The following is a 21198-nucleotide window of genomic DNA, read 5'->3' as shown; positions in this document are numbered from 1 at the left end:
CTTGTGCGTCAGGACGACAGGATTTTGAACCGCGACCGGATTTCCTGCTCTTGCTCTGGGGTAAGATAGGCCGGGTTGTGGCCACGCAATATCTCACGGGCTTTAATCTTGGCACGCCCCCAGGCATCCTGCGCCCCGTTGTCAGCCCATGTGCGCGGCTCGTCGCGGTCTGCAAGCTTAGGGTAGAAGTAGTCGCGCTCCATCGCGGCATATGTATGCTGACCGCCTAGGAAATGGCCCTCTCCCAACACAGCGCCACAAATGGCCTCGAACCCCAGATTCTCATCCGTCACCTCAATCCCGCGCAGCGCGCGGTAGGTATTCGAGTGCATTTCGTCATCCAGCACGAACCCTTCGAAACTTGCCCCCAACAGCGATGCGGTCATTCCCGAGCTTTCATAGATCAGGTTCCCGCCTGCCAGCGCCGCCGCCATCGAGGTGATGCCCTTTTCCATCCCGTACTGAGCGTCAATGGCCTTGGCGTCCGTCATCGAGCAGGCCACCCCCGACGGCAGGCCCAGCCAGTTCGACAGCTGCGCCGAGGCCGCGTTCAGCACTGCCGTCTCGCCGCTGCCGCCGGAGAACGCACCGGTGCGCAGGTCAATCACCAGCGGCCAATTTGAGAACACCATCGGATAGCCGGGCTGGATGGCGTGTACCATCAGCAAGCTGCCAAGTGTTTCTGCAAGCGATTGCGCCAGAAAGCCGGCCAATGTGGCAGGCGCGGTCGCGCCGGCCTGCGCGGCAGTGATGCAGGAGATCGGAATGTTGTGCCGGATACACTCATACACCACATCCACCGCATCCTCACCATAGCGCATAGGCGAGATCATCGGGCTGATATGGGCCTTCATAAAGGGGCGCTTGGAAAACTCTCCCGGACCGCCTGCCGCGATATCCAGCATCTCGACAATCGGGGCAACATACTCGGCTAGCGTGAACGAGGTTGCTGTTGGCTTGGAGGTGTTTTTCAGCAGCGCAAAAACCGTGTTGACGTCCAGATCATAATTGTCGGGCACGTCAGTCGCCACGCAGCAGCGGGTGAACCAGCTGACATTGGCCAACGTGTCCTGGAGCCGTGTGAAATCATGAAGGTCCTGCAGGGTCGACGGGCGGTAGATCCCGCTGTCCATATCCAGCGTCTGTACAGCCGCGCCACCAGTGCCGAAGTACACTTTGTTGCCACCGACCTCGATCGAGCGCTCCGGGTCGCGGCCATGCAGGATAAAGGTCTTGGCGGCCTGATCAATTGCCTCTTCGACCAATACAGGCGGGAACAGGACCCGTCCGTTGCCATTGTCGATGGCACCGATGGCCAGCAGATCGGCGTGCAGCCTGTCCGGCACTTCGCCGATCCCCAGTTTTTCGAGCAAGTCGAGCGCAGTATCGTATATGCGCCGCAAATCAGAATCGCTGAGTGGTTTGTATGTGCCGCCGGCCTGACCAGGGGGGCATGGGTCCACTGCAGGCTTTGCCGCTCGCTGTGCCAGACGCTCCCGGCGCCCGCCTCTCTTTCCACGCTGTACAGCCATATCAAGTCCTTTGAAGCAGGTGCTACGGGTGCGATCCAAGGGCCTTGGCAGCGCTTGGCACAATAGTCTCTCGATATATACTAAAAAATAGAACTCTAACTTCGAAATTGTATGAAGATGGAGCCGTGCAATTGCGCTGAAAGGCAATGTGACGGTGTATCTGGGTCAAATTGTTTCGGAGGCGCTCTTCTATGAAATCCCGTACCAAAGTTGTAGTGATCGGCGGCGGCATCGCCGGCTGTTCCACCCTCTACCACCTCACCCAGGAAGGCTGGACTGACGTCGTCCTGGTCGAACGCAATGAGCTGACCAGCGGCACCACCTGGCATTCCGCTGCACAGGTCACGAACTTTGGCATGAACCAGACCATGGTCGGGCTCAAGACCCATTCGATCAACCTGTACAAAAAGCTGGCTGAAAACCCGGAATACCCGATCAACTACCACCATGCAGACGGCGGCATCCGGCTGGCAAATACCGAAGAGCAGATGCAGGGCTACCGCCACTTCGCCTCTATGGCGCGCGGCATGGATGTGCATCTCGAAGTGATCGACGCCGAGGAATGCGCCCGCCGCCATCCGCTGATCTCTACCGACAACATGATAGGGGGTCTCTGGGACCCGCTGGACGGCGATATCGACCCTGCGCAACTATGCCAGGCGCTCGCCTACCACGCCCGCAAGGCAGGTGCCGAGGTCTACCGCAATACCCCGGTCACCGCTCTAACCCAGCACAAGGACGACACTTGGACCGTGCACACTGAACACGGTGACATCGACTGTGACATCGTGGTGAACGCCTGCGGTTACCGGGTGAACGAGGTTGGCGCGATGATGGGGGTGCACCACCCGGTCGCCTCGATGGAGCATCAGTATTTCCTGACCGAAGACATCCCCGGCATCATTGACGCGGACCACCGGATGCCGCTGATCCGCTGCCCGATCAGCGACTACTACAGCCGCCAGGAAAAGAACGGTCTGCTGATCGGCTTCTACGAGCAGGAGTGCAAAACCTGGGGCATGGACGGGATCGACCCGAACTTCGTGAACGCCCTGTGCCCCGATGATCTGGAGCGTGTGATGGACGTTCTGGAGGGCGCGTTTGAACGGATGCCTGCGCTGCGCGAAACCGGAATCCGATCCATTGTCAACGGCCCCATCACCTATACCATCGACGGCGCGCCGCTAATCGGCCAGATCCCGGGCAAGCGCAACGCCTTCTGCGCTATCGGCCTGCGTGCGGGCTTGGGCGAAGGCGGCGGCCACGGCTGGCTGCTGGCACAGCAGATTGTGCATGGCGAGGCCTGCTATGACACCTGGTGCATCGACCCGCGCCGCTTTACCGGCCACACCAATGTGGAGCTGACTGCGCTGAAAGCGATCGAGGACTACCAGAACGAATTCCGTTTCCATTTCCCGCATGAGCACCGCCCCGCCGGGCGTCCGGCCAAGACCACGCCGCTGACCCCTGTGCTGGCAGCCGAGGGTGCGGAGTTCACGGTGGTAAACGGCTGGGAGCGGATGGACTACATCAAGCCCGCGCCGGATTTCCACCCCTCGCTGACTTTCAATTTCGACGAGGCCTTCGGCATCGTGGCAAAGGATGTGAAGAACGTGCAGGAAAACGTCGGCCTGTGCGAAGTGAACGGCTTCAACCGGTTTGAGATCACCGGCAGCGACCGCCACAGCTTTCTGGACCGCATGTTCTGCGGCGCCGTGACCAAGCGCGACGGCCGGGTGGGGCTGGGCTATCTGCTGAACGATCACGGCATGGTCAAGGGCGAGGCGACGATTGCCAACCTGCCCACATCCGACCGGGGCGAGGCGCGGGTCTGGTACGGGTCTGCGGCGGCCAGTGAATATCACGACATGGACTGGCTGCAGCAGCATGTCCGTGCGGATGAGGACGTGCAGATCCGGTCGCTGACCAATGAGCAGACCATTCTGGTTCTGGCAGGTCCCAAGGCGCGCGATGTGCTTTCAGCCTGTTCCCGCGGCGACTGGTCTAAAGAGGCGTTCCCGTGGCTGTCGGTGCGCGAATGCTTCATCGGGTTCTCGCCGGCGACCGTCCTGGGCGTCAGCTTCTCGGGCGAGCTGGCCTATGAGATCCACGTGCCCAATGCCTCGCTCTACGCGGCCTACCTGGCGCTGCGCAAGGCAGGCGAGGCGCATGGGATGAAGCTGTTCGGCGCCCGTGCGGTGGAATCGATGCGGATGGAGAAGGGCTTCTTGCACTGGAAGGCGGATATCCTGACCGAATTCGACCCTTTCGAGACTTCGCTGGACCGGTTCGTGAAGATGGACAAGGGCGATTTCATCGGCCGCGAGGCGCTGCAGAAACGCCAGGCGCAGGGTCCGTCCAAGAAGCTGGTGACGCTGAAGGTGGACGCAACCGATGCGCCGGCCCACGGCGGGGCCTCGCTGATGCAGGGCAGCAAGGTCGTGGGCACCGTGACCTCGGGCGACTGGGGGCACCGGGTGGGTATGAACCTGGCGTATGCCTTTGTCGATCCGGAGCTGGCGGGCGAAGGCACCAGGATGCAGCTGGATATGTATGGCGACGCGGTAGAGGCCGAGGTCATCGCGCCGTCGCCCTATGATCCCAGCTATGGCCTGATGCGGAGCTGAGCCGGTCATGAAAAACGTTGTGGTCATAATTCTGGCTGAGCAGGGATATGTCCCGACAGAGCTGGCACTGGTGCTTGATGTCCTGCGCATCGCCACGCGGCTGAGTTCGGAGGTCCGGTTTGCTCACCAGGTATGCACAACACAGGAGTACACGCTGGTCGAGGGAATGGGGGGCAGCTTGGTGCGCGCAGCTCCGTTCCAGCCCGACGGCGCCGCGCTGCCCGATCACCTTCTGGTGCTGGGCGGTGCGGGCATCCGGCCGGCGTTCCGCAAGCTGAAGCCGCGGTTGTGCTGGCTGGAACGTCTGGGCGTCAGCATCACGCTGCTGTCCGACGCGGCTGCGGAATGGAAGCGGCTGCATCCGGACACGGATGAGATGACCACCCATTGGGAAATCCAGCAGCTGGATCAGGATGCGGGGTATTCGCTGGACCAGCCGCTGCCGCTGTTTGCGAAGAAGGTGCGGATCATGACGGGCGGGGGCATGGCCTCTACTGCGGATCTGGTACTGTCGCAAATCGTGGCGCCGCTGTCGCCGCATTTGGCGCAATCGGTGGCCCAGGTGCTGCTGATGGGGGAAATCCGTGACGGAACCATCCAGCAGCCGCGCAGCGCCAATGATGTGATGGCCCTGCGCCTCGTGAAGCTGGAACCTGTGATCGCAGCGATGGAGAACGCGCTGGAGACCCCGCTGACGGTGGCGCAGCTGTCTGAAATCGCTGGCTTTTCCATCCGCCAGATGGAACGCAAGTTCAAATCGCAGCTGGGCCAGAGCCCGGCTGCATTCTACCGGTCGTTGCGCCTGCGCCGTGCCAAGGCGCTGATCGAACAGACCATTCTGCCCATTTCCGAAGTCGCGGTGGCCTGCGGCTTTACCAGCCTGTCGAATTTCTCGAAGAAATACACGCAGGAATTTGGGGTTTCCCCTTCCAAACGACGGGTTCAGCTGTCGACCGCTTCGCACCCGCATCAACTTACCTCTGAACATCAAGGAACAAGCTATGCATCTCTCCCGCTTTCCCCGAGTACATCTCGCTCATTTGTCCACTCCTCTGGAGCCCATGAAACGCCTGTCCAAGGAGTTGGGGGTTGATCTCTGGATCAAACGTGACGACTGCACCGGCATGTCTACGGGTGGCAACAAGACCCGCAAGCTGGAATTCCTGATGGCCGAGGCGCTGGAACAAGGTGCCGATATGGTGATGACGCAAGGCGCGACCCAAACGAATCACGGGCGTCAGACCGCAGCCTTTGCCGCCAAACTGGGGCTGAAATGCCATATCCTGCTGGAGGACCGGACCGGGTATCAGGACAGCAATTACAACACCAACGGCAACGTGCTGCTGGATCACCTGCATGGCGCCACGACCGAAAAGTTCCCCGGAGGCCACGACATGCCCGCCGAGATGGAACGCGCAGCCGAGAAAATGCGTGCCCAGGGGCATAAAGTCTATGTCATCCCCGGTGGAGGGTCCAATCCGACCGGCGCGCTTGGCTATGTGAACTGCGCGTTTGAACTGCTGGCGCAAGCCAATGACTCCGGGCTCAAGATCGACCGAGTCGTTCATGCGACCGGGTCGTCGGGCACCCAGGCGGGTCTTGTAACCGGCATGTGTGCCATGAACAGCCAGATCCCCGTGCTGGGCATCGGAACCCGGGCGCCGCAGCCGAAACAGGAACAGATGGTCTATGATCTGGCCTGCAAAACCGCTGAAAAACTGGGCTGCCCCGGTGTAGTCAAGCGTGAAGACGTGATGGCCAATACCGATTACGTCGGTGAGGGCTATGGCCTGCCGACCAAAAGCGGCATCGAAGCAATTCGCATGTTTGCCGAGCTGGAGGGCATCCTGCTGGACCCCTGCTATTCTGCCAAGGGCGCGGCCGGGCTGATTGATCTGGCCCGCAAGGGTGAGTTCAAGGACGAGCGAGTGGTGTTTTTGCACACGGGCGGGGCTGCGGCCCTTGGCGGTTATGACTTCGCCTTCGATCACGGCAACCGCTGGGTCAACCTGTAAAGATGGAGGACATCGTGGCTCGCAAGTTCACCCGGGTGTTCACGCAACAGGCGCCCCTGCCTGCCGAGTCGATGCAGGCCGCGATGTCCGTTCTGGAAAGCGGCAGGCTGCACCGCTATAATCTGGTGCCCGGCGAAACAGGCGAAGTGGCCGCGCTGGAAGCCGAGTTCCGCGACTGGCAAGGCAGTTCTTACTGCCTTGCGCTGACGTCGGGCGGTCAGGCGCTGCAGATCGCCATGCGCGCCTGCGGCGCCGCGCCGGGCGATGTTGTTCTGACCAATGCCTTCACGCTGGCCCCGGTGCCGGGGGCCATCGCCGCCGTCGGCGGCCGCGCCGCACTGGTCGAGATCACTGAAGACCTGCGTCTGGATCTGGGCGATCTTGAACAGAAGATTGCTGACACCGGGGCACGGGTCCTGTTGCTGTCCCACATGCGCGGGCATCTGTGCGACATGGAGGCCCTGATGCGCATCTGCGACAGTGCCGGAGTCACGGTGATCGAAGATTGTGCTCACACGATGGGTGCGCGCTGGAACGGCAGGCGGTCGGGGAACTTTGGCAAGGTCGCCTGTTTCTCGACACAGACATACAAGCATATGAACTCGGGCGAAGGCGGGTTTCTGACCACTGATGACGCCGAGATCGCCGCGCGAGCGACGATTCTGTCGGGCAGTTACATGCTGTATGAACGACACGGAGCAGGCCCCGCACCCGAGGCGTTTGCCGAAACCCGCTATCAGATGCCGAACTGTTCTGCCCGGATGGACAGCCTGCGCGCGGCGATCCTGCGCCCGCAGCTGGTCCGGCTCGAAGAGAACATAAGCGCCTGGAACGCGCTCTATGCCGTTACCGATCGCGGGCTCGCCGCATCGAACCGGGTCCGCACCATAGCAAGGCCTGCTTCGGAAACGCCGGTGGGATCGTCAATCCAATTCCGTCTGCCCGGTTTCAGCGCAGCGCAATGCGAGGCCGTGCTGGCCGCTGCCGATGCGCGCGGTGTCGAGCTGAAGTGGTTTGGCGCGGCCGAACCAAGGGGCTTCACCTCCAACCATCAAAGCTGGCGCTACTTGGACACGCACTCCTTGCCGCGCACCGATCGCGTGCTGTCGACGCTGTTTGACATGCGTCTGCCGCTGCCCTTCACCGAACAGGACTGTGCCTTCGTTGCAGAGCTTATCTGCGAGGCCGTGGATGAGGTGGCGTCATGACCCGTCGCGTAGTCGGTGTTCTGGGCGGGATGGGACCAGAGGCCACAATCCTTTTGCAACAACGCGTGCTGCAAAAAGTCGAGGCCCGCGATGACTCAGATCACCTGCCCCTGTTGATCGACATGAACCCGCAGGTTCCCTCGCGGATTGCGCATTTGATCGAGAGGCACGGTGAAAATCCCGGCCCCGTTCTTGCCGATATGGCGCGGCGGCTGGAAACCGCTGGCGCCACAGCCCTGGCCATGCCTTGCAATACGGCCCACCACTATGCGCCCTTCATTACGGCGGCGGCCGCCGTTCCCTTCCTCGACATGGTGGCGCTTTCGGTGGCGGTGGCCCGCCAAAACCTGCCGCAAGGGGCCAAAGTCGGAATTCTGGCCTCGCCTGCCGTCAAAATGGCCGGAGTGTTTGATGAGTCCCTCAGAGAGGCGGGGCTGTCGGCGCTCTGGCCTGCCGATGCGGACAGGATGCTGACCGCCATCAAGCGGATCAAGGCAGACGGACCCACGCCGGATGCCCTGGATATCCTGACCGCTGCGGCAACCGAATTGACTCGGGGAGACGCCGACATGCTGTTTGTCGCCTGCTCCGAGTTTTCCCTGATGTCACACGAATTGGTCGCGCAGGTGCCGATTGTCGACACCGTCGATGTTCTGGCCACTGCTATCCATGACCACACCACCCAAGAAGCGAGCTGATCCAATGGCAATCACCTATCTCAAAAAGGCCGCGCCCCGGCCCTCAGCAGAAAACAGCGACATCCGCGATACCGTCTCGGTCATGCTGACCAATATCGAACGTGAGGGGGAAGAGGCGGTTCGGCGCTACGCGAAGAAATTGGACGGCTGGGCTGGCAGCATCGTGCTTTCCGGTGCAGACCGGGCAGCTGCCTGTGCCCGCGTTTCGCAGGACCTGAAAGACGACATCCAGTTCGCCCATGCGAATATCCGCCGCTTTGCAGAGGCGCAAAAGGCCACCATGGGCGAATGCGAGATCGAGGTCATCCCCGGGTTGATCGCAGGGCAGAAGCAGATACCGGTCTCCAGCGCGGGGTGTTACGTGCCCGGAGGCCGCTACAGCCACATTGCCAGCGCCCTGATGACCATCACCACCGCCAAAGTGGCTGGTGTAAAACATATCACGGCAGTTTCGCCGACCCGGCCGGAGGCCGGCATACCGGATGCGATCATATATGCGATGGATCTGTGCGGCGCGGATCTGATCCTCAACCTGGGCGGGGTCCAGGCCATTGCTGCCATGGCGCAGGGCCTGTTTGGGGCCAAACCCGCCGATATTCTGGTCGGCCCGGGCAACTCCTATGTTGCCGAGGCCAAGCGGATGCTGTTTGGAGAAGTGGGGATCGACATGTTCGCCGGGCCGACGGACTCGCTTGTCATTGCAGATCACACTGCTGAAGTTGAAACGGTTGCTTGGGATCTGGTCAGCCAAGCGGAACATGGTGCCGACAGCCCCGTCTGGCTGGTCACCACAAGCCAGACCCTGGCCGAAGGTGTCATGGCCCGGGCAGAGGGCCTGATCAGCCAGCTGCCGGAGCCCAACCAGTCGGCCGCGCGCCAGGCCTGGGCGGATCGCGCCGAAGTCATCCTTTGCGACAGTCGTGAAGAAGCGGCCCAAGTCAGTGACCGCTACGCCCCCGAGCACCTGCAGGTCCAGGCCGAAGATCTCGATTGGTGGCTGGACCGCCTCACCGCCTATGGCTCATTGTTCCTGGGCAAGGAGACCACGGTGTCCTTCGGTGACAAGACCTCCGGTCCGAACCATGTCCTGCCCACCAGCGGCGCGGCGCGCTATACCGGCGGCTTGTCGGTGCACAAGTTTACCAAGACCGTCACCTGGCAGCGCAGCAATGCCGCAGCATCCCATGAGTTGGCGCTGCGCACAGCGCGGATCAGCCGGATGGAGGGCATGGAGGGGCATGCCCGGGCGGCGGAACTGCGTCTGAGCTGACACTCTCGCCGCGCCCTTCAGGCCAGCGAACCGCGAAAACGGGGACGTCACCCTGAACCGGCGTCCCCGAACAGTTTTTTATTGCCACCATGAAGCCGGAAAATTCGCTATGTTACAGAGAGTTATTCAACCTGTATGCCTCAATCCGCTCCCGGGCCTTCGAACCCGCGCGCGGGGGTTTCTGGTGTCTCTTGTCATAGCGGTCGCTGCGCAATTCATCTCGGAACACTATGGTGCGCCTGCAATGTTGATGGCGCTGCTTCTGGGGATCGCGCTGCATTTCCTCAGCGAGGAAGAGACCTGTCGCGCAGGCGTGGAATTCACCGCGCGCAGCGTGCTGCGTTTCGGCGTAGCGCTGCTGGGCGCGCGGATCAGCCTTGAGTTGCTGGCTGGTCTGGGCTTGGGCCTGATCGGTCTGCTTGTGGCCGGGGTGCTGCTGACGATAGGCTTCGGCCTTTTGGCTTCCCGCTTCTTGGGACGCGGATGGCGTTTTGGCCTTCTGACGGGGGGGGCGGTGGCAATTTGCGGCGCCTCCGCGGCCATGGCAATCTCGGCTGTTCTGCCCAGGAATGAACATTCCGAGCAGAACCTTATCTTCACAGTACTCAGCGTCACGATGCTGTCGACCGCCGCGATGATCCTCTATCCGGTCCTTGGCGATACCTTTGCATTTGACGATGTGACGATCGGAGTGTTCCTTGGTGGCACGATCCACGATGTTGCCCAGGTGGTCGGGGCCGGCTTTTCCGTGTCTGAAGAGGCCGGAGAGGTCGCCACGCTGGTCAAACTGTTCCGCGTTGCAATGCTGGCCCCGATCGTTCTGGTGATTTCGCTGCTGATGCGGGGCGGCTCGGCTGCGTCCGGCGAAAGCAAACGCCCGCCAATTCTCCCCTTGTTCGTGGTTGGCTTTCTGGGGTTTGCCACGCTGAATTCGCTTGGCTTCATCCCGGCGCCTGTCGTCGGCGTGCTGAGTGAAGCGAGCCGGTGGGCGCTGCTGATCTCGATTGCGGCGGTCGGCATGAAAACATCGCTCAAACGCATTCTGGAAGTTGGCGGCCAGGCCATCACCCTGGTGGTGGCGGAAACCGTCTTCATCGCGGGCTTTGTGCTTCTCGGGATCACGATGCTTCACTCCTAGATCCTGTAACATCCGCCTGGATACCGCGGCCAACCAGCGTTTCGGATTACAAGCTGGCTCCCGTTGCGTGATCCATGTCCCAGCTGCGGCCTGTTCACGCTTTTGCTCGTCACCACGCACTGTTCCAAATCGCCCCTGTTGCTGCGCTCCAATATCCCGCGCGGTTTGTTCTGCACTGCTTTCGACCGTACGCGGATCAACGGCATGTCCACAATGACCTGCCCCCCGCTGGTCCCTCCTTCATGATGCGAGTCTGCGGGTTTGCGCGCTGCTCCCCAACTTTGGGCCACCATAAGCTGGATTTTTCCGGGTGCAGTGGGAGGCCTTCCGCCAGACCTCCGAAACCAGCGGCTTCCGACAGGTGCAAAAATACCGGCTTCTACGGCCGCCCCTTCGCTGGAAAGGCATGCTGCGATACCCTGCCTGAACCGGCATGGATTCTCCCGCTGCCGAACTGGTGGCCGTCCTGACGAGGATAATTCACGCCGCGTCGAGCACTTGGATTTCCGTCTTTCTGTCGCCACCTACACCTCCAAGAACGGGGTGTCGCGACGACCGGTAGAATCCGCCCAATATCTGTCCATCAAGTATATTCAGCGGCTGAACAAATCGAAGCGATAGATATAGATAAGGTCGCGTAACGCGTTGAACGAAACGCTCGCGCAAGCCGGGGCGGTTCAAACTCAACCACCCCTGAAATGGCGGAATGAAATCTTCGGGGCAAAGCAAGACTCGCCCCGAAGATAGATGGATCGCGACCGGCGAGGCCTCAGACCACTGCGACTGTTTCGTCGGCGGCCGGAACAGTCTCGGCCCGGCGCTCGGCTGTGGGGAGATCTTCCCAGTAGACCGCGCGGGGGCACTCCAGCGCCGAGTGGTTTGTCATCAGGCTGACCAGCACCAGCACGATCAGGCAGGTCAGCATCCCGGGGATCACCGGGTCGATACCGGTCCCCAACAGGGGCCAGATAATCGTCACCGCAATGGCCGAGAGCATGGCCGACGCGCATCCCTTCGACGTTGCCCGACGCCAGAACATCACCGCCAGGAAGGGGATCACCAGCGTGGTCGTCGAGATCCGCAGCGCCCATTGGTAGGCGCTGATGATGTCGGTCATCAGGAAGGCCACCATAAGGGACAGAACGGAGATGATCACAACGCTCAGCCGTGCAGCTCTCATTTTCTCGGCTTCAGTCGCCTGCGGCTTGAATAAACGGCGGTACAAGTCCTCCGCGAGGTTGGAACTGCCTTGCAGAATGAATGAGTCCGCGCCGGTCATCAGGGCCGACAGCAGACCGACGACCACGATCCCGCCGAGCGCCGGCGGCAGCAGTTCCACCGTCAGGTAAGAAAAGATCAGGTCGGGCCGCATGCCCTCGGGCACGAATTGCACTGCGCTGAGGCCAATCAGATAGGGCAAAAGCGCGATGACCGTGAAGATGGCGAAGCCGGTCAGGCCCGCGCGGATCGCGATGCTTTCGGTGCGCGAGGCGAAAATCCGCTGCCAGATGGACTGCCAGACAAGATAGAACGGGCCGACGGTCAGGGCGAAGACAAGCACTTCCGTCACACCGTCCGCGCCGAAGAGGCTGAGATGCCCTGCATCGGAATTTGCGATGATGGCCTCGGGACCGCCGGCGAAGCGGATCGCCGCAAAAAACAGCAGGACGATGCCAGCAATGACGATGACGCTCTGCAATGCATCCGTCACGATGGTTGCGACAAGGCCGCCGAGGATGGTGAAGCCGAGAATCAGCGCGAAGCTCAGCAAAATTGCCCCTTCATGGGGAATGCCGAAGACCGTGGTAAACAGCGTGCTCATCCCCACTATTTGAAGCGCCGCAGTCGGAACCGAGTAAACGAAGGCGGAAAAGATCGACGGGATCAGCCCGGCTCTTGCCCCGAAGCGCTCGGCAAATAGGTCAGCCAATGTATAGAGACGCTGCCGCCGCAGCGGCTTGCTGAAGAAATAGATCAGGATCATGCTGAAAATGGTTGCGGGCAAGGCGAATTTGACGAAGCCCGAAATGCCGACGGAATATCCCATGCCCACCCAGCCGATAAAGACGGCAGCGCCCGCGCAGGTGCTGATGATGGTTCCGGTGATCGACCAGAACCCCATGTTCCAATTCGCGATCAAGTACTCGTCCGAGGTCTTCACCTTGAAGAAGTAGTAGAATCCGATTGCGAACATCACCGCAAAATACGCGATGGTGTATGTCAGATACCAAGCCAATGCTCTCTCCCTTTTTGCTGTCGAGCGTTGCCGTGCGGTGGTTCCTCCGGGTCTCCTCCCTTACCACCGCGCGTCATATCATGTCGTCCCTGACCGTGCCGGCAGGGGTTCGAGTGTTGCCTGTTTGGTTCGAAACCGGCGCAGTGCGGCGTCATCGGTGCCGATCAGTACCAGACGAACCGCGGGTCCGGGACCCGGGTCATTGGGCGGCTTGCAAACCGTGATCTCGCCGCCTGCCAGCTGCACCAGTGACGGAGCCTCCTCGGACGCAAAGCGGACAAAGCCCTTGGCCCGGTGCAGCGACAGTGCGGCAGCACGCAGCCTGTCAAGGAAGCCTTCGCGCTCCGGCGCGGCGTCCTGGAGCAGAGTTGCACGGCTGAACAGGTCCGCATGGGCGTGGGCTGGCAGGGTGCTGACCGTCATGTCCACGTGGGGTGCGTCCATCGCTTTGAGGAAGGCCTTGCCCATCGCGTCATGGATCGCGCTGGCCGGGTTCGCCAGCATCACCCGCGTGCGGGCCTTGCGGGACCGCTCGTCGGGCTGCCTGTCGGACCGCGAAAGATATACCACATCCGCGCCCTCGATCTGCCGTCGCACCACACCGCAGATGCGGCCGTCCTGCAGCCTTTGCTCCAGGGTGAACGGATCGACCACGGCCACCACGGCGCGGCAATCCAGATCCGGCTCGGCCCGGGCAAAGGCGGTCAGCCGCGCGGGCTCCGCCACTCCGCTTGCCTCGATTACCAGCCGGTCGGCCGTTTCGCGCAGAGACAAGGCGCGCTCGAAAGCGTCGAACATGCCCCCCGCCATCGAGCAGCAGATACAGCCATTGCTGAGCTGAATCGTGTCGGCGGACCGGGCAGAGACCAGCGCTGCGTCCACTGCAATGTCCCCGAAATCATTGACCATCACGATGATGCGTTCTTCGCTCTGCGTCAGCAGACGGTTCAGAAGTGTGGTCTTGCCGGCACCCAGGTAGCCGCAGATCACGTTGACCGGAAGCGGGGCCCGGGTGCTCAAAACGACCCCGCTTCAACGGCCCGGCCGCCCGATACGGTGCCCCAGACGCCAATGTCCTTCAGCGCCTCGCCGCCCATTTCGTAGGGATCATCTTCCAGCACCGCGAAATCAGCACGCTTGCCGACCTCGATGGAGCCAACCTCCCCATCCAGCTTGAGCGTATAGGCCGCGCCGAGCGTGATCGCGTGCAGCGCCTCGTCAAGCGTGATGCGCTCTGCTGCGCCAAGACGGCGCCCGCTACCGGTCAGCCGGTTGACTGCGCACCAGGCGGTGAAGAGCGGTCCCAGCGGCGTCACCGGTGCGTCGGAGTGGATTGCCAGCGGCAAGCCCAGATCCAGCGCGCTGCGGCAGGGGTTCATGCGGTTGGCTCGCTCAGGACCCATGGTGATGTCGTGATGCTTGTCGCCGAAGTAGTACAAGTGATTGGCGAAGAAGTTGACGCAGCAACCCAGCGCCGCCGCCCGCCGCAGTTGCGCCCGGTCCGCCATCTGGCAATGCTGAAGCGTATGCCGGTGATCGGGCATAAAATGCTCTGAGAGTGCCGCCTCGAGGGCTTCGATGGCCGCAAGGCTGGCGGCATCGCCGTTGACGTGGATATGCATCTGGATGCCGGCGCGGTTCAAGTTCGCCGCCATGGTGTTCAGTGCGTCCGGCGCGATGTTCCAGATCCCCTGTGCCGTACCGCGGTAGTACCCGGGCGCTTTCATTTGCGCCGTGAAACCCTGGATCGATCCGTCGGTGACGATCTTGACCCCGCCCAGGCGCAGCCGGTCCGTCGACCCTGCGGCAAGCGTCTTTGCCCGGCCGGCAAGCTGATCGGTTGGCATCGACATTGCCGACAGCATCGGCACAAGGCGGAGCGGAAAGCCTTCTGCGCCTGTGACGCTTTGCAAATCGCTCACCGCGTCGTCACCCAGTTCGTTCAACAGGTCGGTGGAGGTGGTCACCCCCGCCCTGCAGGCCGATCGCGCGAAGTTCCAGATTGCATCGCGCCCGCCGGTCAACTGGCGAAAGCTGGTGCCGATCCGCCGCATCACCGGGAACATCGCGCCCATTTCATGCAATTCGCCGTGCAGCGACCCGTCCGTGTTACGGATCACCCCGGGCAGATCGGTGCCGCTGCCGTAACCGGCCAGGTCCATGGCAGCCGAGTTCGCGGTGATCAGGTGCATATTCGAATGAAACACGATGACCGGACGCTCCTGCGATACCTGGTCGAGATGCTGCCGCGTCAGACGCTTGCCCGGCACGAAGAGCGGGTCGAACCCCCAGCCGACCACCGGCCCGTCCGGCGCCGCAGCAGCGCGGTCTTGCAAACGTGAAATCAGGGCCTCGGTGGTGTCCACACCCGGCCAATGACGCCCATCCGGCGCGGTGCGGCCAAAGTGACCAAGATAAGTGTACTCCCAGATCGCCCCCTCCATGAGGTGCGCATGCCCCTCGACGAAACCCGGCATCAGCACCTTGTCCGCAAAACGGTCGTCCTGCACCGTGTCGCTCCAGTGGCTCATGTCGTTCAGGGTACCGACCCCGAGGATAGTCCCATCGGCCGCTACCGCGACATGGGTGGCCACGGGCCGCGTCGGGTCCATCGTGATGATGCGGCGGGCTGAGTAAACGGTCGTGGGCATTTGTCTCTCCGGTCCTACAAACTTGGAGAGAAGATACACGTGACAACTTCCATTCTAAAATGTATTGTCATGCGGTAATTCCTCTAAAAAAATGAGGAAGAGGATGCATTACACGCTAAAACACTTGCACTATGTCGAGGCTGCTGAACGCCACCAGTCAATCACCCATGCGGCCAACGCCCTTACTGTTTCGCCTTCGTCGATCGCAGCCGCGATCGATCATCTGGAAGGCCAGTCAGACCAGCCGCTGTTTCAGCGCACGCCATCGCGCGGCATCCGCGCAACGCAATTCGGACGCACCTTCATTGATGAGGTACGCTCTCTACTTGCCGCGCAGGCCCGCTTTGACATGCGCGTCACCGAGCTCAACACCGTTCTTGACGGCACTGCCCGCATCGCCTGTTTCACACCGCTGGCACCGATCCTGCTGCCCACCATTCTCAAGGATGTCCGGGAGCGTTTTACAAACCTCAAGATCGAGATCATGGACGTATCGACCACTGAAATCCCGCAGGTGATCGACAGCGGCGAAGCCGACTTTGCCCTCTGCTACGGCATGCTGGACAAGACGAAATACAGTTTCATCCCGCTTTTCCGCGCTCCACCTTACGTTGCCCTTTCGGCCGATCACCCGCTCGCGGCGGGCCGGTTCGTGACGCTTGAGCAGCTTGAGCCCGAGCCATTGGTGGTGCTGGAACTCGAACTTTCCAAGCAATATCTCCTGGGCCTTTTCGAGGCGAAGGGGCTGAAGCCTAATGTGATTTTTTCTGCCCGCTCCACCGACATGATACGAGCCATGGTCGCCGCCGGGATGGGTTATGGAATCTTCAATATCCGCCCGATGACGAAACAGACCTATGTCATCGGCGATATAGCGGAGTTGCCCTTGGCCGGAGACCATGAATGCCCGAGCGTCGGTATCATGGTCAGGCGCGGCTTGGCCTTGCAGCCGGTCTGCGACGCAATCATCAATGCCTGCCAATTGCAGGCGATGAGTGGCGCCTTCGACGGGGCCTTAATCCAGCCGCATGTTCAACAAGATTATTAACAAAGAACGATTGAACTGATGCGCTGGATGCGCCCAGCCGGCGGCATCAAATGTGCCATAACGGTTTCGCAGGGGCCAAGGCGAGGGAGGCATCCATGTCAGAGACTGCAGCCAGTCGACTTTAACTGGCTCGGCCTTCGGCCGCGGGGCCGTATTCGTCAAACCCTTTCGGCCACGCGAACCAATCCGCCAGAGCGGGGTTGCTGATTTCCTCACGCTCCGTCCTGCCCTGAATTGCACTCTCATACCGAGATTCCCGGGGTACATGCTTCGGTCCTATCCAGTTAACTGTACGGTGCCCCAACCCATTCAGCAGTCGACAGGCCCCAGGACGTTTGTTCCTCTGTCGTTCCAGCCGGGCGAAGCCTTCCAATTCGACTGGAGCGAAGGATAGGCGATCCTCGGTGGTGAGCGCACCAAGCGCCAGGTTGCGCATATCAAACTGCCGCATAGCTGGGCATTCCAGGTCAGGCCTATTTTCTGCAAACCCACAAGATGCTGCTTGACGCGCATTGGCATGCTTTCCGGGTCTTCGGCGGCGTGCCCCGGCGCGGGATTTATGACAGCGAAGATTGTCTGCACTGGTTCATGGCCGATGACCGCGCGCACAGCGGTTGACCGGGTCGGCACAGGCAAGAATCGCCAGATCAATGCGCGCTTCCGAGTTCTATTTTGCGTCCAGTGAGGTGAACGAGGCCCTGGTCCGCCAGCTGCACCGCTGCGAATTCCTCGCCGGTGCCCACAATATCGTCCTGATCGGCGGACCGGGTACCGGAGAAAGCCATATTGCCACTGCCAACGGCGTGCAGGCTGTCTCGATCTCTGTTCTGTTTCGCAACAGAACAGAGATCATAACCTGCTGGATTCACCAAACTCATTTCCAATCAGGCTCTTAGAGTTTCATCGGCTTGCCGGCCACATAGGTCTGCGCGATGGAGCGGTCGTCACCCAGGGTCTGCAGGATGAACAGCTCCTCGGACAGCGTCTCTGCCCGCTGCATCCGCAGATCCATCGCCGGGGTGGCGCGGGAATCCAGCACCACGATATCGGCCTCGGTGCCGGCCTCCAACGTGCCGATCTTGTCGTCCAGCCCCAGCGCAGCCGCATTGCCGCGGGTAATCCAGTCGAAGGCGCGCAAGGGGTGCAGTTTCTGGTTCTGCAATTGCAGCACCTTGTAGCCCTCGTTCAGCGTTTGCAGCATGGAATAGCTGGTGCCCGCGCCGATGTCAGTCGCAATTGCGTTGGTGATGCCGCGCGCGCGCAGGCCTGCGTCGTCAAACAGCCCGCTGCCCAGAAACAGGTTGGAGGTCGGACAGAACACCGGTTTGGCCTTGGTTTCGGCCAGCGCATCAATCTCGCGCGGTTGCAGGTGGATCGAATGGCCCAGCAGCATCTTTTCGGTCAGCAACCCATAGGACTGGTAGACATCCAAATAATCGCGCGCCTGCGGATAGAGTTCCGCGGTAAAGGCGATCTCATCATGGTTCTCCGACAGATGGGTCTGGACGTAGCAATCGGGGTGTTCCTTCACCAGGGCGCCGGCCATTTCCATCTGTTCAGGGGTGGAGGTAATCGCAAAGCGCGGCGTGACCGCATAAAGCCCGCGGCCCTTGCCGTGGTACTTGGCGATCAGGTCCTTCGTGTCGTCATAGCCGGTCACGGGCGTGTCCAAGAGGCCCTCCGGCGCGTTGCGGTCCATTAGAACCTTGCCGCCTATCATCCGCATGTTGCGCTGTGCGGCCTCGTTAAAATAGGCCTCGGCGGATGCCTTGTGGACCGAGCAATAGGCCACCGCAGTGGTGGTGCCGTGGCTGGTCAGCAGGTCAAGGAAGTGGCCAGCCATCTTGGCGCTGTGGCCCGCATCGGCAAAGCGGGTTTCCTCTGGGAAAGTGTAATTGTTCAACCACTCCAAGAGCTGCGAGCCCCAGGACGCGATCACCTGCACTTGCGGGAAATGCAGATGAGTGTCGACGAAGCCGGCCATTAGGATGTTCGGACGGTGGTCGATCACCTCGGCACTTGCGGCCTGTACAGCGAGGTCGCCGTAGTTGCCCTTGGCCAGGATCATTCCATCCGCCATTAGCAGCGCGCCGTCTTCGATGAACTCATAGGCGCTGGTGTCCTCAGTGCCTTGCGGCTCGGCGGTGAAGGAAAGCACCCGCCCGCGCAGCAGCGTCTGTTTCGTTGTCATTTCTGTGTTGTCCTTGGTTGCTGGCAGGGGGCGCGATGCCCCCTGCCCTGTCCGTTAAGGTTATTCGCCTGCCGGCAGGTGCGGCACATGAGGTTTTGCACTGTCGTCTTCAGCTTCCTCGTACCCATCCGCCTTGTGGAAGATCGGGTAGATGAACAGGAAACCGGCCGCGATCAGGTAGCCCATCGCGACACCGCTGAAGTCCGGCCAATGCAGGCTGGCAGAATGGATCACGCCGATCAGCGACATAGCCGCTGCTGCCAGGGCAAAGCCGCCCGCGTTGCGGAAATCACCGTCGATCACACTGGCGACGATGGCACCCCAGATCAGGCCAGTCAGGATGGCGCCTTGGCTAAGAGCCTGGTGGCCTTCGAAATGCGCGCCTTGCTGCAGCAGCGCCGCGGTCAGCTCCGGATCGCCCAATTGCGCCATGCCAGTGGCACCGAGTGCGCCCAGGGCTCCGGCCATCGCGCCCCATTTCACCATCAGGAAGGCGGAGACATGCGGCATCATCGCAATGGTCACCGCGGCAATATGGTCAGTCTTCACCGAATGCGCGGTATTGGTCACCAGGCTGAGCGCCACGAACACCAGCACCGGCGCGGCAGCAGCTACGGGGATCAGGTTGTTGAGGAACGCCAAGAGGCCAAAGAAGGCAGCAAAGGGGATCACCAGACCAACGCCGATGATATAACCTGAGCGCGCGCCCATCCGCTTATAGGCCGGGTGGCCGATATAGGCGGTGGTCGGGAACGGAGAGCCGAAGACCGCACCGATCATGGTGCCGACGCCATCGGTCACCTGACACAGGCCCACCGGGTAATGGTCGCCCGCCGCTTCGGCGCTTTCGACGTTGTTCATGGTCTCGATAAAGTTGTAGATCTGTACCGGCACCAGAACCAGGAACAGCTCCGGGTTGGCAAACAGATGCTGGATACCGGCAATCAGGTCGCCGAAGTAGGGGATCGGCAGGTAGACGCCGACGCCCTCGAAGGAGACCGAAGCCTTGCCCATTCCTAGTGCTACAACGGTCCCGACGATCAGCGCGAGCAGGCCCGCCGGGATGTTGAACGGCAGCCGGTGACGGCCGACCAGCCCCCACAGGATGATGATCATCGAAGCAAACCCGACAAATGGATTTTCAAAGATCGTTGCCAGTGGCACCGTGCCGATGAACACCAGCGCGATGCCGCAGAGGGTGCCCAGCATGCCGGCGCGCGGAGTCACCCTCTTCAGCCAGGGGCCGACGATGGCACCCAATGCAGCGACAATGCCGCCCATGAAGCCGGCGCCAATGCCCACCTGCCAGGCCAGCATGGCGTCATTGGTGGACCAGTAGATCGGCCCGATCACTCCGAACAGATAGACAAACATCACCGGGGTCGAGATGCCATAGGGCAGTGCGGTGACGTCGCGCCCCTGTTTTTCGGCCACATGTTTGGCCAGCCAGGTGTAGACCGCGATCCCCGCCAGAATGGCCACGGCCGCCCCCGGCACGATGCGGCCGAACACGATGTCCGCCGGCATCTGAAACACAAATTGGCAGATGCCCGAAAGCACAATCAGGTTGATCAGGTTGTCGGTGAACAGCGCCCAGAATGCACTGAAGTCATTCCGCGCGAACAGTTTGTACGTATAGCTCCGCCTTGTGGTCATGGCGGCCTCCTCCTATCAGAGGACGCAGTCCTTAACGGCTGATCTTCCCAGCCGTGTCTCCCTCTGCGTCCGGTTGCTTGCCCGTTTGAGGCAAATCAATGCTCCGTGCTGGAGCGGACGCGGCAGTTTCAGAGGTCAAATCAGCGATCACTTCCGCCGCCACGAAGGCCGCGATGACGCTGGGCCGCTTGTCGCGGCTGCCGCCTGCCCCAATGGGGCAGATGAGACGGTCGGTTCCCAGACCGTCGCAATGGTCCCGGCACCAGCGGCGGAATTTCTCCCGCTTGGTGGCCGATCCGATCAGGCCGACATAGCCCGCATCGCCGCGCTGCAGGGCAGCGGAGGCAAGCAGGAAGTCGAGCGAATGATCGTGGGTGAGTACAACAAAGGCGCTGCCCGCCGGGGCAGTGGCGATGTCGATCTCGGGAATGGCGCTTTGGCGGATTTCCACATCCGCCTGGCACAAGTTCAATTCTTCGGAGCGCTGGTCGATCAGGATGCAGCGCAACGGCATATGCTGGAACAGATCCGCCAGCGCCCGGCCCACATGGCCCGCGCCCATCACATAGACATGCGGCAGCGCCTGTTCCTCGGCCTTGGCGGCGGAGACGGCCGCCGCTCGGTCGGGTTGGCGCATCTGCGCCAGCGACATTTCCACCCGGCCGCCGCAGCACTGGCCGATTTCCGGCCCCAGCGGCACATCCAGCGTGTCGCTGAGCACGTGCCTCTTCAGCATCCGCCGGGCGTGGTCAATGGCGATATATTCCAGCTGGCCGCCGCCAATGGTGCCCCATGAGGCTTCCGCCGCCACAAACATGCAGGTGCCGGCCTCACGCGGGGAGGACCCGCGAACGCGGCTCAGGCACACCTGGACCACACGGCTGTGACTGATCAGAAAGTCCTGAAAGGAAGCGCGGCACGGCATAGC

General features: G+C 61.6%; 15 protein-coding genes and 2 pseudogenes. 10 read left to right on the top strand and 7 right to left on the bottom strand.

The genetic code is table 11. From position 1 onward, the window contains the following. Nucleotides 1-8 precede the first annotated feature (8 nt). Nucleotides 9-1532, bottom strand: coding sequence for a trimethylamine methyltransferase family protein (locus AC0KW6_RS13750; protein ID WP_323775769.1), 1524 nt, complete (start codon nucleotides 1530-1532; stop codon nucleotides 9-11). A gap of 191 nt (nucleotides 1533-1723) precedes the next feature. Between AC0KW6_RS13750 and AC0KW6_RS13745 the strand changes: the two genes are divergently transcribed. The 7 genes from AC0KW6_RS13745 to AC0KW6_RS13715 all read left to right on the top strand — a co-directional run bounded on the left by AC0KW6_RS13745 (nucleotide 1724) and on the right by AC0KW6_RS13715 (nucleotide 10488). Continuing rightward, nucleotides 1724-4159, top strand: coding sequence for a GcvT family protein (locus AC0KW6_RS13745; protein WP_474035166.1), 2436 nt, complete (start codon nucleotides 1724-1726; stop codon nucleotides 4157-4159). Nucleotides 4160-4166: 7 nt separating this feature from the next. Further along, nucleotides 4167-5252 (top strand): GlxA family transcriptional regulator, encoded by a 1086-nt coding sequence (locus tag AC0KW6_RS13740; protein WP_323775767.1) that lies wholly within the window; start codon nucleotides 4167-4169, stop codon nucleotides 5250-5252. Continuing rightward, nucleotides 5161-6174 carry a D-cysteate sulfo-lyase gene (cuyA, locus tag AC0KW6_RS13735; RefSeq protein WP_474035165.1) on the top strand — a complete coding sequence of 338 codons (1014 nt, stop codon included), beginning with the start codon at nucleotides 5161-5163 and terminating at the stop codon, nucleotides 6172-6174. The genes AC0KW6_RS13740 and cuyA overlap by 92 nt, the downstream gene beginning before the upstream one ends. Before the next feature lie 14 nt (nucleotides 6175-6188). Then, nucleotides 6189-7382: a DegT/DnrJ/EryC1/StrS family aminotransferase gene (locus AC0KW6_RS13730; protein WP_474035164.1), complete on the top strand. Its 1194-nt coding sequence runs from the start codon at nucleotides 6189-6191 to the stop codon at nucleotides 7380-7382. Continuing rightward, complete coding sequence (gene cuyB, locus AC0KW6_RS13725) at nucleotides 7379-8080, top strand: cysteate racemase (protein WP_474035163.1); 702 nt, start codon at nucleotides 7379-7381, stop codon at nucleotides 8078-8080. Before AC0KW6_RS13730 ends, cuyB begins: the two co-directional genes overlap by 4 nt. A 4-nt stretch (nucleotides 8081-8084) precedes the next feature. Further along, the gene (gene hisD / locus AC0KW6_RS13720; RefSeq protein ID WP_474035173.1) at nucleotides 8085-9350 is read left to right on the top strand and encodes a histidinol dehydrogenase; all 1266 of its coding nucleotides are present in this window, start codon (nucleotides 8085-8087) and stop codon (nucleotides 9348-9350) included. A 109-nt stretch (nucleotides 9351-9459) separates the two neighbouring features. Beyond that, complete coding sequence (locus AC0KW6_RS13715; RefSeq protein ID WP_323775763.1) at nucleotides 9460-10488, top strand: YeiH family protein; 1029 nt, start codon at nucleotides 9460-9462, stop codon at nucleotides 10486-10488. A 769-nt stretch (nucleotides 10489-11257) separates the two neighbouring features. On the opposite strand, the gene AC0KW6_RS13710 is transcribed toward AC0KW6_RS13715, so the two are convergent. From AC0KW6_RS13710 to AC0KW6_RS13700, 3 genes are all read right to left on the bottom strand, one after another. Next, the gene (locus tag AC0KW6_RS13710; RefSeq protein WP_474035162.1) at nucleotides 11258-12724 is read right to left on the bottom strand and encodes a sodium:solute symporter family protein; all 1467 of its coding nucleotides are present in this window, start codon (nucleotides 12722-12724) and stop codon (nucleotides 11258-11260) included. Between the two features lie 78 nt (nucleotides 12725-12802). Beyond that, nucleotides 12803-13744, bottom strand: a complete 942-nt coding sequence (locus AC0KW6_RS13705) for a CobW family GTP-binding protein (RefSeq protein WP_474035161.1) — start codon at nucleotides 13742-13744, stop codon at nucleotides 12803-12805. After that, entirely contained in the window at nucleotides 13741-15375 is a 1635-nt protein-coding gene (locus tag AC0KW6_RS13700; protein ID WP_474035160.1) for an amidohydrolase, read from the bottom strand. The genes AC0KW6_RS13705 and AC0KW6_RS13700 overlap by 4 nt, the downstream gene beginning before the upstream one ends. A 103-nt stretch (nucleotides 15376-15478) precedes the next feature. On the opposite strand from AC0KW6_RS13700, the gene AC0KW6_RS13695 reads away from it, so the two are divergent. The 3 genes and pseudogenes from AC0KW6_RS13695 to AC0KW6_RS13685 all read left to right on the top strand — a co-directional run. Continuing rightward, entirely contained in the window at nucleotides 15479-16423 is a 945-nt protein-coding gene (locus tag AC0KW6_RS13695; RefSeq protein ID WP_474035159.1) for a LysR family transcriptional regulator, read from the top strand. Between the two features lie 307 nt (nucleotides 16424-16730). Continuing rightward, nucleotides 16731-17093, top strand: a pseudogene (locus AC0KW6_RS13690) (IS21 family transposase); the annotation flags it as partial. After that, nucleotides 17089-17238: pseudogene (locus tag AC0KW6_RS13685) on the top strand (ATP-binding protein); the annotation flags it as partial. The pseudogenes AC0KW6_RS13690 and AC0KW6_RS13685, both read left to right, overlap by 5 nt. Before the next feature lie 77 nt (nucleotides 17239-17315). Here the strand turns inward: AC0KW6_RS13685 and guaD are convergent. From guaD to xdhC, 3 genes are read right to left on the bottom strand one after another with little or no spacing between them, the layout of a single operon-like run. After that, nucleotides 17316-18614, bottom strand: coding sequence for a guanine deaminase (gene guaD / locus AC0KW6_RS13680; protein WP_474035158.1), 1299 nt, complete (start codon nucleotides 18612-18614; stop codon nucleotides 17316-17318). Nucleotides 18615-18674: 60 nt separating this feature from the next. Next, nucleotides 18675-20270, bottom strand: a complete 1596-nt coding sequence (locus AC0KW6_RS13675) for a xanthine/uracil/vitamin C permease (RefSeq protein WP_474035157.1) — start codon at nucleotides 20268-20270, stop codon at nucleotides 18675-18677. Nucleotides 20271-20301: 31 nt separating this feature from the next. Continuing rightward, entirely contained in the window at nucleotides 20302-21195 is an 894-nt protein-coding gene (xdhC, locus tag AC0KW6_RS13670; protein ID WP_474035156.1) for a xanthine dehydrogenase accessory protein XdhC, read from the bottom strand. Between the last annotated feature and the right edge of the window lie 3 nt (nucleotides 21196-21198).

The organism is Leisingera sp. SA215 (assembly GCF_055902035.1).
The sequence above is the reverse complement of the archived record's forward strand: the minus strand, read 5'-3'. Positions and strand labels throughout refer to the sequence as shown.